At 60.0% G+C, this 15,258-nt stretch carries 13 protein-coding genes; all 13 read left to right on the top strand.

Annotated features, from left to right (window positions below):
- The first annotated feature begins 2 nt into the window (after window positions 1–2).
- The 13 genes from tssC (at window position 3) to USG84_RS06965 (ending at window position 15,245) form a co-directional block, all read left to right on the top strand.
- Window positions 3–1,502, top strand: a complete 1,500-nt coding sequence (gene tssC / locus USG84_RS07025) for a type VI secretion system contractile sheath large subunit (protein WP_014884232.1) — start codon at window positions 3–5, stop codon at window positions 1,500–1,502.
- Window positions 1,503–1,826: 324 nt separating this feature from the next.
- Entirely contained in the window at window positions 1,827–2,309 is a 483-nt protein-coding gene (locus USG84_RS07020) for an Hcp family type VI secretion system effector (protein WP_008502640.1), read from the top strand.
- Between the two features lie 58 nt (window positions 2,310–2,367).
- A complete protein-coding gene (locus tag USG84_RS07015) occupies window positions 2,368–2,859 on the top strand; it encodes a type VI secretion system amidase effector protein Tae4 (RefSeq protein ID WP_023330611.1) in 492 nt (163 codons plus the stop codon).
- A complete protein-coding gene (locus USG84_RS07010; RefSeq protein WP_151412500.1) occupies window positions 2,856–3,209 on the top strand; it encodes a T6SS amidase immunity protein Tai4 family protein in 354 nt (117 codons plus the stop codon). The genes USG84_RS07015 and USG84_RS07010 overlap by 4 nt, the downstream gene beginning before the upstream one ends.
- An 86-nt stretch (window positions 3,210–3,295) precedes the next feature.
- Window positions 3,296–5,056: a type VI secretion system-associated FHA domain protein TagH gene (gene tagH, locus USG84_RS07005; RefSeq protein WP_253542384.1), complete on the top strand. Its 1,761-nt coding sequence runs from the start codon at window positions 3,296–3,298 to the stop codon at window positions 5,054–5,056.
- The gene (locus tag USG84_RS07000; protein ID WP_023336024.1) at window positions 5,053–5,850 is read left to right on the top strand and encodes a PP2C family protein-serine/threonine phosphatase; all 798 of its coding nucleotides are present in this window, start codon (window positions 5,053–5,055) and stop codon (window positions 5,848–5,850) included. Before tagH ends, USG84_RS07000 begins: the two co-directional genes overlap by 4 nt.
- A gap of 16 nt (window positions 5,851–5,866) precedes the next feature.
- On the top strand, window positions 5,867–6,859 hold the full coding sequence (locus USG84_RS06995) for a hypothetical protein (RefSeq protein WP_061097938.1): 993 nt from the start codon (window positions 5,867–5,869) through the stop codon (window positions 6,857–6,859).
- A 9-nt stretch (window positions 6,860–6,868) separates the two neighbouring features.
- The gene (locus tag USG84_RS06990; RefSeq protein ID WP_151412501.1) at window positions 6,869–7,681 is read left to right on the top strand and encodes a type VI secretion system accessory protein TagJ; all 813 of its coding nucleotides are present in this window, start codon (window positions 6,869–6,871) and stop codon (window positions 7,679–7,681) included.
- The gene (gene tssE / locus USG84_RS06985; protein ID WP_116339346.1) at window positions 7,674–8,237 is read left to right on the top strand and encodes a type VI secretion system baseplate subunit TssE; all 564 of its coding nucleotides are present in this window, start codon (window positions 7,674–7,676) and stop codon (window positions 8,235–8,237) included. The genes USG84_RS06990 and tssE overlap by 8 nt, the downstream gene beginning before the upstream one ends.
- Window positions 8,238–8,239: 2 nt before the next feature.
- Window positions 8,240–10,111, top strand: coding sequence for a type VI secretion system baseplate subunit TssF (tssF, locus tag USG84_RS06980; protein WP_253542380.1), 1,872 nt, complete (start codon window positions 8,240–8,242; stop codon window positions 10,109–10,111).
- Window positions 10,108–11,151, top strand: a complete 1,044-nt coding sequence (gene tssG, locus USG84_RS06975; RefSeq protein WP_061097941.1) for a type VI secretion system baseplate subunit TssG — start codon at window positions 10,108–10,110, stop codon at window positions 11,149–11,151. The genes tssF and tssG overlap by 4 nt, the downstream gene beginning before the upstream one ends.
- Before the next feature lie 38 nt (window positions 11,152–11,189).
- Window positions 11,190–13,805 carry a type VI secretion system ATPase TssH gene (gene tssH / locus USG84_RS06970; RefSeq protein WP_253542377.1) on the top strand — a complete coding sequence of 872 codons (2,616 nt, stop codon included), beginning with the start codon at window positions 11,190–11,192 and terminating at the stop codon, window positions 13,803–13,805.
- Between the two features lie 24 nt (window positions 13,806–13,829).
- Entirely contained in the window at window positions 13,830–15,245 is a 1,416-nt protein-coding gene (locus USG84_RS06965; RefSeq protein ID WP_253542375.1) for a serine/threonine protein kinase, read from the top strand.
- The last annotated feature ends 13 nt before the right edge of the window (window positions 15,246–15,258 follow it).

Here is a 15,258-nt window from a genome sequence, read left to right as displayed (position 1 = left end):
TCATGAGCAACCAGACTCAACAACATGAGCAGCAGGCGGGTCAGGCGTTCAGCCAGGATGAGTTCAGCGCGCTGCTGAACAAAGAGTTCCGCCCGAAAACCGATCAGGCGCGTTCCGCCGTGGAGAGCGCGGTCAAGACCCTGGCGCAGCAGGCGCTGGAAAATACCGTTACCTTCTCGAACGACACCTACCGCACCATTCAGAACCTGATCGCCGGTATCGACGAGCAGCTGTCGCAGCAGGTGAACCAGATTATTCACCACGAAGAGTTTCAGAAGCTGGAGAGCGCCTGGCGCGGTCTGAGCTACCTGGTGAACAATACAGAAACTGACGAGATGCTGAAGATCCGCTTTATGAGCATCTCCAAGCAGGAGCTTGGCCGCACCCTGAAACGCTTTAAGGGCGTGGGCTGGGACCAGAGCCCGATCTTCAAGAAAATCTACGAGCAGGAGTACGGTCAGTTCGGCGGCGAGCCGTTTGGCTGCATCGTGGGCGACTATTACTTCGACCACAGCCCGCAGGACGTTGAGCTGCTGGGCGAGATGGCGCGCATCGGCTCTGCGGCGCACTGTCCGTTCATCACCGGTACCGCACCGGGCGTAATGCAGATGGAGTCCTGGCAGGAGCTGGCTAACCCGCGCGACCTGACCAAGATCTTCCAGAACACCGAATACGCCGCCTGGCGTTCGCTGCGTGAATCCGAAGATGCCCGCTATCTGGGGCTGGTGATGCCGCGCTTCCTGTCGCGCCTGCCGTACGGCATTCGCACCAACCCGGTGGACAGCTTTGATTTCGAAGAGCAGACCGACGGCGCGAACCACAACAGCTACTCGTGGGCGAACGCGGCCTATGCGATGGCAGCGAACATCAACCGCTCCTTCAAAGAGTACGGCTGGTGCACCTCGATTCGCGGCGTGGAGTCCGGCGGGGCGGTGGAAAACCTGCCGTGCCACACCTTCCCGAGCGATGACGGCGGCGTGGACATGAAGTGCCCGACCGAGATCGCCATCAGCGACCGCCGCGAAGCCGAGCTTGCGAAAAACGGCTTTATGCCGCTGGTTCACCGCAAAAACTCCGACTTTGCGGCCTTTATTGGCGCGCAGTCTCTGCAAAAACCGGCCGAGTACCACGACCCGGATGCCACCGCCAACGCGCGTCTGGCCTCTCGTCTGCCGTACCTGTTCGCCTGCTGCCGCTTTGCTCACTACCTGAAGTGCATCGTGCGCGACAAAATCGGCTCCTTCCGCGAGCGCGAAGAGATGGAGCGCTGGCTGAACGACTGGGTGATGAACTACGTCGACGGCGACCCGGCTAACTCCTCTCAGGAGACCAAGTCCCGTAAACCGCTGGCGGCGGCGGAAGTGCAGGTGCAGGAGATCGAAGACAACCCGGGCTATTACGCCGCGAAGTTCTTCCTGCGTCCGCACTACCAGCTGGAAGGTCTGACCGTTTCTCTGCGTCTGGTTTCTAAACTGCCGTCGCTGAAGACGAAAGACGCGTGATGAAGGCACGGACAGCTCCCTCTCCCTTGAGGGAGAGGGCTGGGGTGAGGGGGAAAATACGGCTGCAGTGGTTGTTCAGTTTTCCTCAAAAATCTCTGTCCGTATGAAATCAAAAAATAATTCCCGGTAATGCAGGGTTTAGTAATTAAGACTTCACATTCTTTCCGTTCATTCAGGGGGAATGTAAGACTGTCAAATGACACGGGTCATTTGATATGAGGCAGAGGTAAAATATGGACGGTTTTATTCAGCCCCATGCTTTCCTGTTTGCCATATAAGTGCTTTTTCGAAAGCAATATTGTTCATCCACGAAGAGTAGATATTATGGCTATTGATATGTTTCTGAAGGTCGAGGGTGTTACGGGCGAATCTAAAGATTCTAACCACACCGGCTGGACTGATATTACCTCCTTCTCCTGGGGCGCTTCCCAGCCAGGTAATATGAGCGTTGGCGGTGGCGGCGGTGCCGGTAAAGTTAACTTTAACGACCTGCACGTTAACGCGCTGATCGACAAATCCACCACAGCTATTCTGAAACACTGCGCCAGCGGTAAACACCTGACTAAGGTTGAGCTGTCCGTATGTAAAGCGGGTGGCCAGCAGGTGGAATATTCCCGCATTACGCTGGAAGATGTGCTGGTGACTTCCGTTCAGTACACCGGTGCAGACAACGGCGATACCGTTGGTGTGACCTACGCATTCCAGGCTGCGAAAGTGAAACAGCAGTACTGGGAGCAGACCACGTCGGGTGGTAAAGGTGCTGAAAGCAGCGCTGGCTGGAATATCAAAGAAAACAAAGAAGCATAATAATAGTGGGCCCGAAAGGGCTCACTTTACCCTGAGCTTCTTATCAAGGAGAAACGAGATGTCTCATATGCGTCCTGCTTTTGGTGCCGCCTGGAACCGTTTCAGAGAAGTGAACGTAAACGTAGAACAGGTTGGCAAATTATTGGGTGGAAAAGTTCAGCATAATATCGACGCCGGTATCTTTAAAAATGCCTGCCCAATTCGTATGAGTTACGTTTTAAATTACTGTGGAATTCCAATTCCTTCTAACAGTAAATATGCGACAGTGACCGGAAACGACAAAAAGCGCTATATGTTCCGCGTTAAAGATATGATTGCATTTCTACCCACGGTGCTGGGCAATGCAGATATGTCGGTCTCTTCCCCCACGCCAGCGCAATTTGCAGGCAAGCAAGGCATTATCATCTTTACCGGGCATGGCTGGAGCGACGCAACCGGTCATGTAACACTCTGGAATGGTAATATTTGTTCTGATGACTGTCATTTCCTTGGTTCGCCTGGTAATGGTTCATTTATTCCTACCAACGCCACATTCTGGAGCCTGAAATGAAACGTTTACTGCTGTTCGTATTGGCATTAAATGCCTCTGTTGTTTATGCCCAAACGCTGCCTGCCGTCAGCGCTTTTTCTCAGCAACAAATTTTTGATAACTGGGTGCAAAATCGGTGCATCAGTAAGATCGCGGACAGTAAAAGTCTGAAAGATGATGCAGAGGCCAGCGCGGCCGCATGGCTTGAAGCAAGCGATCTGCCTGCTGAAAATTTTGAAAAAGCTGACAAGGTGATTGCAACTTTACTGAAAGAAAACGTGGGCGGTACTCAGTCGGGTCATTATCAGGTATTGAAGTGCAGTTTAATCGCCAACAGCGACGCGATTCGTCCGCTTAAAACCGCAAAATAGAAGCAACGGAAGCGGCCCCAAACGCCGCCGTTCTCGTCCCGAGAGCGGCAGCGTTTGAGCGCTAATCATACCAGCAGGAATACGCCATGCGATTCACGATTATTTCTACGAAACCCGGTCATCAGCCGCCGCAGAGCAGCTGTGATTTTTACGCCCCGGGCGGCACCATTGGGCGCGGTACGGATAACAATCTGGTATTGCCGGACAATGACCGCACCATCTCGCGTTTGCAGGCCATTGTCCACGTCGACGCCCAGGGCGAATGCCGCGTCACCAACCGTGGCAGCGTCACCCGCGTGGTATTAAATGATATTCCGCTGGAGCGGGGACGTCAGGTTGAACTCCAGGATGGCGACATCCTCGGTATTGATGACTACCGTATCGAAGTGACCGAACTGATCCACGATACGCAGCCGATAAGCCGTATGGCGGCCAGCATGCAGCAGCAGTCACGTCCGACAGCCGCACCCGCTGCGCCCGCAGCGCAAGCGAAGCCTGCTAACCCCGCGCCACGCGGTAAGGCGGAACCGACCGCCGTGCCGTCCGAAATCTGGGACAGCCTGATGCAGGAGTTCTCCATCTCCGACAGCATCTCCAGCAACCGCGCAAAACCCCAGCCTGCGGCCTCACAGGATCCGTTCTCCCAGCCCGCAGCGCCGGAGCGTAATGCCGAAGATCCGCTCGCGATGTTCAACGACAGCGATCCAACGCTTGAGCGTAAGAACGTCGACCCGGACACGCTGTTCAGCGACGAAGCTCTGTTCAAAAAAGAGAGCATTTTTGACGACGTGACGCCTTCCACGCTGGTGCCGCCGGTTGAGGGTCAACCCGCCCCTAAAGAAGACGCGGTGGACGAGCTTGACCCGCTGGCGCTGTTCGGTGGAAAGGCCAGCGCGCCAGCCGCGCGCAATGATGACCCGCTCGGGCTGTTGGGCGGGGCGCCGTTAACCCACCCGGATGACATTGCTGACGAAAAGCCAGCCCCAGCGCCTGAACCGGAGCAGGAAGAGGACGTCCTTGCCGATTCTCCGCTGTTCGCTCCAGAGCCGCAGGAATCGCCGCGTGAAGAAGAGCCCGCGCGGCCTGATTACGCAGGCTTCACCATGCCTACGCCGCAGGCCGTTGCGCGCAGCAGCGCTCAGGCACCGAAGGGGCGCCTGCGCATCGACCCGGTCAATAACGCGGCATCTCCAACCGCCAGCGCGAATAACGGCGAGAAGGGTGAAGTGCTGCAGGGCGAGCTGCTGCAGGCGCTGCTTGAAGGCATGGGCCTGAGCGAAATGCAGCCCGTTCCGCAGTTTGACCGGGAAAATATGCGTCAGCTGGGGCAGATTCTGGGCATGTTCTCGCAGGGGACCGTGGCGCTGCTCTCGTCTCGCTCCATCCTGAAACGCGGCGTAAAAGCCGATATGACCATGGTGCTGGACGATGCCAACAACCCGTTCAAGCTGTTGCCGACCGGAAAAACCGTCTTAATTCAGATGTTCGGCACCCCGATGCCGGGCTTTATGCCGCCGACCAAGTCGGTGCGCGACGCGCTGATCGACCTTCAGGCGCACCAGCTGGGGATGATCTCCGGTATCCGCGCCATCATCGCCGCGATGCTGCAGTCGTTTAACCCGGAACAGCTGGAGGAGCAGGCGAAGCAGAACGGCATGACCTCGCGTCTGGCGCTGCCGGGCAGCCGCAAGGCCGCCCTGTGGGACTATTTTGTTCGCAGCTATGGCGAAACGGCGGGCGAAATTGAGGATGACTTCCACACCCTGTTCGGCGAAGCCTTCCTTCATGCGTATGACATGGAGGTGAATCAGTACAAAGACTCACAGAGCGGATCGGAAGACAAATGAATATCGCAACCGCTTCTCTCTCCCGCCAGGGGACGCGCGCCAGCAACCAGGATCAGACGGGAGAAACCATAGGGGAACGTTCGGCCTGCTTTGTCGTCTGCGACGGCATTGCGGGTCTGCCCGGTGGTGAAGTCGCCGCGGAACTGGCCCGCAACAGCATTATCTCCCGCTTCGATGGCGACAAGCACCTCAACGCGCAGCATATCCGCGACTACGTGCAGACGGCGAACCGCACCATTCTGAGCGAACAGCAGGCCGTTCAGGACTATCGCCGGATGGGCACGACGCTGGTCAGCCTGTTCATTGACCGTGACTACGGGCTGGCGTACTGGGCGCATGCCGGCGACAGCCGCCTGTACCTGTTTCGCCGGGGATGGCTGTGGCACGTCACCACGGACCACAGCCTGGTGCAGCAGATGAAGGATGCCGGGCATCAGACGGACGATCTCAACAGCAACCTGCTTTATCTGGCGCTGGGAATTGAAAACGGCGGACCGGAAGCGAGCTACAGCGACGTGGTGCAGGTGGAAGACGGCGATGCCTTTTTACTCTGCACCGACGGGTTCTGGCACGGCGTCAGCGAAGAGCAAATGAAGCAGTCGCTGCACATGGTCAATACGCCGCAGGAGTGGCTGACCTTAATGAACCAAATCATTCAAAAGAATGGCGAACAGGAGGGGAATGCGCAGGATAACTATACCGCCCTGGCGGTATGGATGGGCAACCCTCAGGACACCACTTTGCTGCATACCCTATCTGACGCAGCACAATTTCTTCCCTGCGGAACTGATTAGACACACAAGGAACGATATGAAACTTTGGCTATCGGGTTTGGCACTTCTGGCGGTGACCTCCACCGCGCAGGCTGAGAATTTCCGCATCGTGCAGTCTCCTGCGCAGAAGCTGGATATCTGGATCGACAATATCAAAGACAACACTCCGCAGAGCTGGTGTAAGCCAGAGGTGGCGCTGCGCATTGTGGCGAACGGCAAGAAAGACGTCTCTGTGCTGGAAAACTTTGTGCCGCGTCTTGGTTCGCTGCTGGAACACCAGTGCAGCAAACTGAATAAACTCAGCTGGACGCTCAACGATCCCGAGGGGACAACGCTGGCGCAGGGCACGGCAGCCAAAGCGCAGGAATGGGCGCTGGTGGTGAAACAGCAGCAGGCTGCGCCTGCCGTCACCACGACCACTTCCAGCGGCGCGTTATTGCCTCCGGATCAGAACGTTGCCGCCCATACGGTTGCCGCGGACCGCACGCCGTGGCAGGAGTTTACTCTGCAGGACGGCTGCCACCTGCGCACCTTCTGGGAGGGCGGCGCGTCCGCTCCGGCGCTCTTTATTCCAGATTCTGACACCACCCGCTGCGGTAACGGCAGCTGGCTGAGCGGTCACACCGTTATCTCTCAGTCCCGCAACGGCGGTCAAAAAGAGATGGCGGTGACCTACATTCACGGCTTCCCGGTGATGGGGCTGAATCAGAGTGCCGATCCGGAAAACGCGCTTATCACCTCCGTTAACAAAGAGCGCATGGTATTCAGCACCCCTGATAGCGACCAGAGCTGGATGATCCTGCCTTACGACAGCACCCTGAACAGCTGGAAGAGCAACGGCACGGTGGCGGTAGAAATTTCCCGCGAAACCGCCAGCGACGATGCAAAGCTGCAGGCGCGTATTGCGGCGGTGAAGAAAACCTGGAGTGCCTGGGTCGCACCCGGCACTCAGCTGAATATCGTTCTGATTGATACCCTGCGCCCTCAGCTGCGCGATCCGGCAGTGGGCGCCTGGCGCGCGGCGAATTAAGGAATGGCTATGAATACGCTCTATCAACACCTGGCGGGTGAAACGCTCAACGACGCGCTGGCGCGCCTCGAAGCAGAAATCAAAGCCCGTCCGGCGGATGCCGACCTCCGCGCCGCGTTCGTGCAGTTTTTAACCCTCAGCGGCAACTGGACGCGCGCGCTGACCCAGCTGAAAAGCTGGCTGGCGCTGAAGCCGCAGGCGAAGCCGGCCGTCACGCTGCTGGAGCAGTCCATTCAGGGCGAGCTGCAGCGCGCGCAGGTGATGGCGGGGCAGGCGCGTCCGGCCATGCCTGAAGCCCAGTGGCCGTGGCTAACCACCCTGGCCGCAGCGCTGAACGAGGAGGGCGATCGAGCCCGGTCGCTGCGCCTTGAAGCGCTTGACCAGGCGCAGGCCACCCCCGGTCACGTCACCCTCGAAAACGATGAAACACAGGCATTTGACTGGCTGATGGACGGCGATGCCCGTCTCGGCCCGGTGTGCGAAACCATTGTGAACGGCCGTTATTTCTGGCTGCCGTTTAACGCTATCGCTGAGATCCGTTTCCAGGCCCCGGCGAGCGTGACCGACCTGGTCTGGCGTCACGCGCTGGTGCGCCTGACCGACGGTACGGAGCAGGTGTGTCAGATCCCGGCGCGTTACCCGTTTGCTGCCGAGGCTTCGGATGCGATCAAACTGGGCCGCACTACCGAGTGGCGCCCGCTCGACGAGGACGGCACCCTGTACGAAGGGATGGGCCAGAAAGCCTGGCTCAGCGAGCAAAGCGAAAGCCCGCTGCTGTCCTTAAGCCTCGTGTCGTTTGCGACGGATGGAGCCGATGAGTAATCCCGCTGGCGAAGGCGATCTGCTGCGCAGCGGCTGGCAAGCCCGCAGCAGGCAGGAAAAGGTGGGGGCGCGCGACAAAATGCAGCCGTCGCTGCTCGATCGCCTCACCGATAACGACCCGGAAAAAAAGCGCGAGCCGGCTAACAGCAACCTGATCACCCACGCTGCGCTGCGTCGTAACGTGCTGCGGGATCTGCAGTGGCTGTTTAACACCATCAATCACGATGCCTCCGGCGATTTGAGCGCCTTGCCGCACGTGAGCCGCTCGGTGATTAACTTTGGCGTCGCGCCGCTCGCCGGGAAGAGAATGTCGGATATTGAATGGCACGATATTCAGCGCAAGCTCACCGAGGCCATCATCAATTTCGAACCGCGCATTTTGCCCCAGGGGCTGCAGGTCCGCTGCGTGTCGGATACCTCCTCGCTGGATCTGCACAACGTGCTCTCCATCGAGATCAAAGGGCGCTTATGGTGTGTGCCGTACCCGCTGGAGTTTCTGTTTCGCACCGATGTCGATCTGGAAAACGGCCATTTTGAACTGAAAGATGCGGGGTAATCATGGAAAGTAAACTGCTCGAATATTACAACCGTGAGCTGGCCTACCTGCGCGAAATGGGGGCCGAGTTTGCCGAACGCTATCCGAAGGTCGCCGGGCGGCTGGGCATGCGCGGCATCGAAGTGGCGGACCCGTACACCGAACGCCTGATGGAAGGTTTCGCGTTTCTGACCTCTCGCGTGCAGATGAAAATGGACGCGGAGTTTCCGCGCTTCTCACAGCGTCTGCTGGAGATGATCGCGCCGAACTACCTTGCGCCCACGCCTTCAATGGCGATTGCGGAAATTGAGCCCGACAGCAGCCGCGGCGATCTGAGCAACGGCTTTATCGTGCCGCGCGGCACCATGATGGACAGCCTGGCGCTGAAGAAAACCGGCGTAACCTGCAGCTATACCACCGCGCACGAGGTTAATCTGCTGCCGCTGAAAATCGACAAAGTGGAACTTGGCGGCGTGCCCGCTGACCTGCCGCTGGCGCAGCTCGGCTTAAGCCAGCGGGGGATCAACAGCGCCCTGCGGATCCGCATTGCCTGCGACGGCCCGCAAAACCTCGGGCACCTGAATTTTGACCGGCTGGAGTTTTTCCTCAGCGGCCCGGACATTGAGGCGCTGAAGCTGCTGGAGCTGGTCATGGAGCACCACGCCGGGATTGTCTGTCAGACGGTCAGCCCGCAGCCGCAGCGACAGCTGCTGGCAACGGATGCGCTGCGTCAGGAGGGCTTTGCCCCGGACCAGGCGCTGCTCCCGGACGATCTGCGCAACTTTGACGGCTACCGTCTGCTGCAGGAGTATTTTGCCTTTCCGGCCCGCTTCCGCTTTATCAGCCTGAGCAGTCTGGGCGCGCTTATCCAGCGCTGTGAAAGCGAAAAAGCCTTCGATATTTTCATTCTGCTGGATAAGACGGATGAACAGCTGGAGCGCGTGGTCGACGCCAGCCATCTGGCGCTGCACTGCACGCCGGTCATCAACCTGTTCCCGAAGGTGGCGGCCCGGCAGAAGCTGAATGAAGGGCAGCATGAATACCATCTGGTGGTCGATAACATCCGCCCGCTGGACTACGAAATTTACGCGGTAAATAAAATATTTGGCAGCGCCGATGGCCAGCGCGACGACCAGACGTTTCGTCCTTTCTGGAGCACCTGGAGCGGCGACGCGGGCAACTACGGGGCCTATTTTTCCCTGCGCCGGGAACAGCGCGTGCTCTCTGAGCATGCCCTGCGCTACGGCACCCGTACCGGCTATATCGGCTCGGAGGTCTTTGTCTCGCTGGTGGATGAGCAGCATGCGCCGTGGCAGGAAAACCTGCGCTACATCTCCGCCGAGGTGCTCTGCACCAGCCGCGACCTGCCGCTGATGCTGCAGCAGGAGCTCGGGCAGTTCATTATGGCCGACTCCATGCCGGTGAAATCCCTGACTCTGCGCAAAGGCCCGACGCCGCCGCGTCCGGCGCTGTCGGAAGGGTTCAGCACCTGGCGGCTCATCAGCCAGCTGCAGATGAACTATCTCAGCCTGATGGACAGCGAGAATGAAGAGGGGGCGGCGGCGCTGCGCCAGCTGTTAGGGCTGTACGCCAATCTGGCCGAAACGCCGGTTGCGCGTCAGGTGGAGGGGGTTCGCCACTGCGTGCTGGAGCCGGTGCACCGCCGCGTGCCCGAGCCCGGCCCGGTCGTTTTCGCCCGCGGAATTGGCATCACCCTGACGGTGGACGAGCGTGCGTTTTCCGGCGCCAGCCCGTGGCTTTTCGGCAGCGTGATGGAGCGCCTCTTTGCCCGTCTGGTCTCCATCAACAGCTTTACGGAGTTCACTCTTAAAAGCCAGCAGCGCGGCGAGATAGGCTACTGGGCGCCGCGCATGGGTAAAAGGGCACTGGTATGAGTGACGCTGCCACCGCACCGCTGCGCGTGCATCGCCTGACGAAGCTGCCGGATACGTTCTGGCACGGGGTCCGCGAGACGCCCTGGCGCTACGATCTGTTTCAGCTGTTAAGGCGCATTGATGCCCAGGGCGGCGAGCGCTACCCGCTGGGACGCGCGCCGCTGCCGAAATTTGAGCCGCTGCGCATTGGCCAGCAGCCCTCCATGAGCTTTGCGCCGTCGACGCTGGCCCAGGTACGACAGCGCGAGGAAAGCGGGCTGCACGAGGTGTCGATCCTCAGCTTTGGCCTGTTTGGCCCGAACGGCCCGCTGCCGGTGCACATGACCGAGTACGCCCGCGAGCGTATTCATCATCACCAGGACACCAGCCTCAGCGCGTTTGCCGATCTGTTCCATCATCGCCTGGCGCTGCTGTTTTACCGCGCCTGGGCGGACGCACAGCCCGCCGTTTCCCTCGATCGCGCCGACAACAGGCGTTTTGAAGGCTACCTGGCGTCGCTGATCGGCATGGGGCAGCCGGGTCAGATGAACAAGGGCAGCCTGAGCGCCCATGCCCGCTTTACCCACGCCGGGCACCTGACCCGTCACGGGCGGGACCCGGAGGGGCTGGAGAAGATCCTGCGCAACTATTTTAAAGCGCCGGTTAAGCTGGTGAGCAACGTGCCGCAGTGGATGCCGCTCTCCGCGCGCGAGCAGGCGCAGCTGGGAGCAGGACGCCGCATCCCGCGCATGGGGGAATCCGCTTTTCTCGGCGTTGCGGTGCGAGACGTGCAGCATAAGTTTCGCATCGAGATTGGCCCGCTGAGCGCGCAGGAGTACAACCGTTTTCTGCCCGGCGAAGCGTGGGTCACCGAGCTGCGCGACTGGGTGCGCCAGTACGCGGGGATTGAGTTTGAATGGGAAACACGGGTGATCCTGCGTGAAGACGCGGTGCAGGGCACCACGCTCGGCGGCACCGGGCGATTAGGCTATAACACCTGGCTGGGGCATCAACCCCAGCCTGTCCCGCGTGGCGATCTGGTGTATCGCGCAGAGCGGTAATCCTTCCGTATACCGAATCATTGTTAATGGAAACTAACATGTCAGAAATTAGCCGTGCCGTGCTTTTCGGCAAACTGGATACGCTGTTATTTACCTCTCTGGAAAGCGCGACTGCCTTCTGCAAGCTGCGCGGCAACCCCTATGTTGAGCTGGTGCACTGGCTGCATCAGCTGATGCAGCAGCAGGATGGCGATCTGCAGCAGGTCATCCGCCATTTTGCCCTCGACGAACAGCAGCTGACGCGCGATATCGTGGCGGCGCTGGACGCCCTGCCGCGCGGCGCAAGTTCCGTTTCCGATCTCTCCGAACATATCGACAGCGCCGTGGAGCGCGCCTGGGTCTTCGGCTCGCTGAAGTTTGGCGTCAGCCGCATTCGCGGCGGCCATTTGCTGATCGGCATGCTGAAAACCTGGAACCTGGCGAACGTGCTGAAAAGCATTTCGGCGCAGTTCACCCGTCTTAACGTCGAAGTGCTGATTGAGCAGTTCGATGCCATTTGCGCCAACAGCAAAGAGACGCAGCAGGCCGCTGCCGCCGTCGACGCGCCCGCGGGTGCGGTACCAGCGGCGCAGGGTACGCTGGCCCAGTACGGCCAGGACCTGACCGCCCGCGCTCGCGACGGGAAGATTGACCCGGTTGTCGGGCGCGACGAGGAGATCCGCCAGATGGTGGATATCCTCATGCGCCGCCGCCAGAACAACCCGCTGCTGACCGGGGAAGCCGGGGTCGGGAAAACGGCGGTGGTGGAAGGGCTGGCGCTGCGTATCGCCGACGGCGACGTCCCGGAGCCGCTGCAAAATATCCAGCTGTGGCTGCTGGATATCGGCATGCTGCAGGCCGGCGCGGGCATGAAAGGCGAATTTGAAGCCCGTCTGCAGGCGCTCATTAACGAAGTCCAGTCCAGCGCCACGCCGATTATTCTGTTTATCGATGAGATCCACACCCTGATTGGCGCAGGCGGCCAGCAGGGTACCGGCGATGCGGCGAACCTGCTGAAGCCGGCCCTGGCGCGCGGTCAGCTGCGCACCATCGGCGCCACCACCTGGGCGGAATACAAAAAGTACATTGAGAAAGACCCGGCGCTGACCCGTCGTTTCCAGACGGTGCAGGTTCACGAGCCGGACGAAGCGAAAGCGATTCTGATGCTGCGCAGCACCGTGTCGCCGCTGGAGACGCACCACCAGGTCCTGCTGCTCGACGAAGCGGTCAGCGCGGCGGTGAAGCTGTCCCATCGCTACATTCCGGCGCGTCAGCTGCCGGACAAAGCCGTTGCGCTGCTCGACACCGCCTGCGCCCGCGTGGCCGTCAGCCAGAGCGCGCCGCCGGCGCAGCTGGAAGACTGCCTGCGCCATCTTGCCGCGCTGGAGGTGGAAATTGAGATCGCTGAACGTGAAGCCCGCGTCGGTGCCGGTGATGCCGATCGCGTAACGGCATTAACCACAGAGCGCGACGCGTATGAAACAAAACGCGAAGCCCTGTCCCGGCGCTGGGAAGAAGAGCGCAGCCTGGTGCAGGAGATTATCCGCCTGCGCGCCGCGCTGTTTGCGGCGGGCGAGGAAGAGACCGCTGAGCTGCGCAGCCAGCTGGCGGAGCAGCAGCAGGCGCTGAACGCCTTACAGGGTGACGAGCCGCTGCTGTTTGCGGCGGTAGATGAAAACGTGGTCGCCGCGGTGGTCTCTGACTGGACCGGGATCCCGCTGGGCCGGATGGTGAAAAACGAGATCGACGCGGTACTCAACCTCGCCGATACGCTGAACCAGCGCGTTATCGGCCAGCGTCACGGGCTGGATCTCATTGCCCGCCGCGTGAAAACCTCGCGGGCGAAGCTGGACGATCCGAACAAACCGGTGGGCGTATTTATGCTGTGCGGCCCGTCCGGCGTCGGGAAAACCGAAACCGCGCTGGCGCTGGCGGAATCCCTGTACGGCGGCGAGCAGAACGTTATCACCATCAACATGAGCGAGTTCCAGGAAGCGCACACCGTTTCCACCTTAAAAGGTGCGCCTCCGGGATACGTAGGGTATGGTGAAGGCGGCGTGTTAACCGAGGCCGTGCGCCGCCGCCCCTACAGCGTGGTTCTTCTGGACGAAATTGAAAAAGCGCACCCGGACGTACATGAGATTTTCTTCCAGGTCTTCGATAAGGGCTGGATGGAGGACGGCGAGGGGCGCCACATTGATTTCCGCAACACCATTATCATTCTGACGTCCAACGTGGGCACCGAGCTGATAAGCGCCATGTGCGCCGATCCGGAGCTGATGCCGGAGCCTGACGCGTTAAGCGGCGCGCTGCGCCAGCCGCTGCTGGAGGTATTCCCGCCGGCGCTGCTGGGCCGTCTGCTGGTGGTGCCGTACTACCCGCTCAGCGACGAGATGCTTGGGCAGATTGTTCGCCTGCAGCTCAAGCGCATTCAGCGTCGTCTGGAAGAGAATCACAGCATTGTTTCTGAGTTTGACGACAGCGTGGTGGAACAGATTGTTCAGCGCTGCACCGAGGTGGAGTCCGGCGGCCGCATGGTGGATGCTATCCTGACTAACACCCTGCTGCCTCAGATGAGCCAGATCTTACTTACTGCCAGCCGCAGCGACGAGCAGTTCCGACGTCTGCACGTCACCTGCGAGCAGGGCGAGTTTCACTGTCAGTTTGCCGCGTAATAATCATCAAGAGAACTGTAAAAGATGACGGATAATGATAACAATCGGACTGTCCCAAACGCGCTCCCGGTCGGGTACCGCTTCAACGAGTTTGAAATCAAAGAGGTGATCGGCGGCGGCGGTTTCGGCATTGTCTATCGCGCGTGGGATCATCAGCTCGAACGCACTATCGCTATCAAAGAATTTATGCCTTCCTCGCTCGCCGTGCGCGGCGACGACATGACCCTGGTGCTGCGCAGCGAGCGTTTTGGCAAAGCGTTTTCCGCGGGCCTGAACAGTTTCATCCAGGAAGCGCGTCTGCTGGCGCGTTTTAACCATCCGAACCTGCTGCACGTCCTGCGCTTCTGGGTGCAAAACGACACGGCCTACATGGGGACGCTGTTTTACAGCGGCACCACGCTTTCGCGCCTGCGCGAAGAAAAGCCGGAGCTGATCAACGAGGCCTGGATCCGCCGCACGCTGCCGATGCTGTTCGGCGCGATCAAAACCATCCACGACGAAGGCTATCTGCACCGCGATATCTCTCTGGATAACATTCAGATCCAGGATAACGGCCTGCCGGTGCTGCTCGATTTCGGCTCCGCGCGCCGCACCATCGGTAACCTCTCTGACGAAACGGAAACCATGCTGCGCCCCGGCTTTGCGCCGATTGAGCAGTACACCGACGACAACGAGAGCGAGCAGGGCCCGTGGACGGATATTTACGCCCTCGGCGCGGTGCTGCGTACCCTGATTGTGGGCTCTCCGCCGCCGGTCAGCGTGGTGCGCTCCATTCAGGACACCTGCAAACCGCTGGTTGAAATCATGCCGCAGGGCTACTCCATCCCGCTGCTGCAGGCCATCGATCGCGCGCTGGCGCTGCACATGGAGGATCGTCCGCAGTCTATCGACGAATTCGCCGCGCTGATTGAGATGCCGGTCGCCGGGATCAACGATGTGCTGACCGCCAAAAAGACCGGCACCATGCTGGTTCCGGTTGAGGAAGAGAAGCCGGCTTCGGCACTCGACTGGCGGCGTTACAAGATCCCGGGCATGGTTGCCGCGGGCGTGCTGGTGGGCGTTGTCGCCGGCGCGATGCTGTTCAGCGGCGGCAATGATGCGCCTGAGCAGGCTGCACAGGCCCCGTCAGAGACGCGTCCGACTGAAACCGCTGCGAACACGCCAGACGTGAAGCCAGAAGCGGCGAAGGCGAGCGAGCAGGCGGCGCAACAGACGCCACCGCCTGTCGAGAGCCCTGTTGCGCTGGTCTATATCCGTATCCAGGACGGTGAAACGCTGAAAGTGAACGGCGAGCCAAAAGCGCTGCGTCCGGCGACCAACGGCTATGCCTCGCTCAAGCTGCCAGCCGGTGAGGCGAAGATTGAACTGCAGGGCAACGGGAGAACGCGCAGCCAGACGCTGGATATCACCAAGCCGGGCACCTGGCTGGTGAATCCGTAGAATTACGCTCAGT

It is taken from the genome of Enterobacter sp. 168J2 (genome assembly GCF_034107265.1).
GTDB classification, from domain to species: domain Bacteria; phylum Pseudomonadota; class Gammaproteobacteria; order Enterobacterales; family Enterobacteriaceae; genus Enterobacter; species Enterobacter nematophilus.
This window is presented reverse-complemented; position numbering and strand designations above follow the sequence as displayed.

What these genes read in the sequence shown, in the direction of transcription:
- USG84_RS07010 (WP_151412500.1), top strand. Translation starts at nt 2,856, where the DNA reads ATGAAACGTTTACTGCTGTTCGTATTGGCATTAAATGCCTCTGTTGTT.
- tssC (WP_014884232.1), top strand. Translation starts at nt 3, where the DNA reads ATGAGCAACCAGACTCAACAACATGAGCAGCAGGCGGGTCAGGCGTTC.
- USG84_RS07015 (WP_023330611.1), top strand. Translation starts at nt 2,368, where the DNA reads ATGTCTCATATGCGTCCTGCTTTTGGTGCCGCCTGGAACCGTTTCAGA.
- USG84_RS07000 (WP_023336024.1), top strand. Translation starts at nt 5,053, where the DNA reads ATGAATATCGCAACCGCTTCTCTCTCCCGCCAGGGGACGCGCGCCAGC.
- USG84_RS06990 (WP_151412501.1), top strand. Translation starts at nt 6,869, where the DNA reads ATGAATACGCTCTATCAACACCTGGCGGGTGAAACGCTCAACGACGCG.
- tssH (WP_253542377.1), top strand. Translation starts at nt 11,190, where the DNA reads ATGTCAGAAATTAGCCGTGCCGTGCTTTTCGGCAAACTGGATACGCTG.
- USG84_RS06995 (WP_061097938.1), top strand. Translation starts at nt 5,867, where the DNA reads ATGAAACTTTGGCTATCGGGTTTGGCACTTCTGGCGGTGACCTCCACC.
- tssE (WP_116339346.1), top strand. Translation starts at nt 7,674, where the DNA reads ATGAGTAATCCCGCTGGCGAAGGCGATCTGCTGCGCAGCGGCTGGCAA.
- tssF (WP_253542380.1), top strand. Translation starts at nt 8,240, where the DNA reads ATGGAAAGTAAACTGCTCGAATATTACAACCGTGAGCTGGCCTACCTG.
- USG84_RS07020 (WP_008502640.1), top strand. Translation starts at nt 1,827, where the DNA reads ATGGCTATTGATATGTTTCTGAAGGTCGAGGGTGTTACGGGCGAATCT.
- tagH (WP_253542384.1), top strand. Translation starts at nt 3,296, where the DNA reads ATGCGATTCACGATTATTTCTACGAAACCCGGTCATCAGCCGCCGCAG.
- USG84_RS06965 (WP_253542375.1), top strand. Translation starts at nt 13,830, where the DNA reads ATGACGGATAATGATAACAATCGGACTGTCCCAAACGCGCTCCCGGTC.
- tssG (WP_061097941.1), top strand. Translation starts at nt 10,108, where the DNA reads ATGAGTGACGCTGCCACCGCACCGCTGCGCGTGCATCGCCTGACGAAG.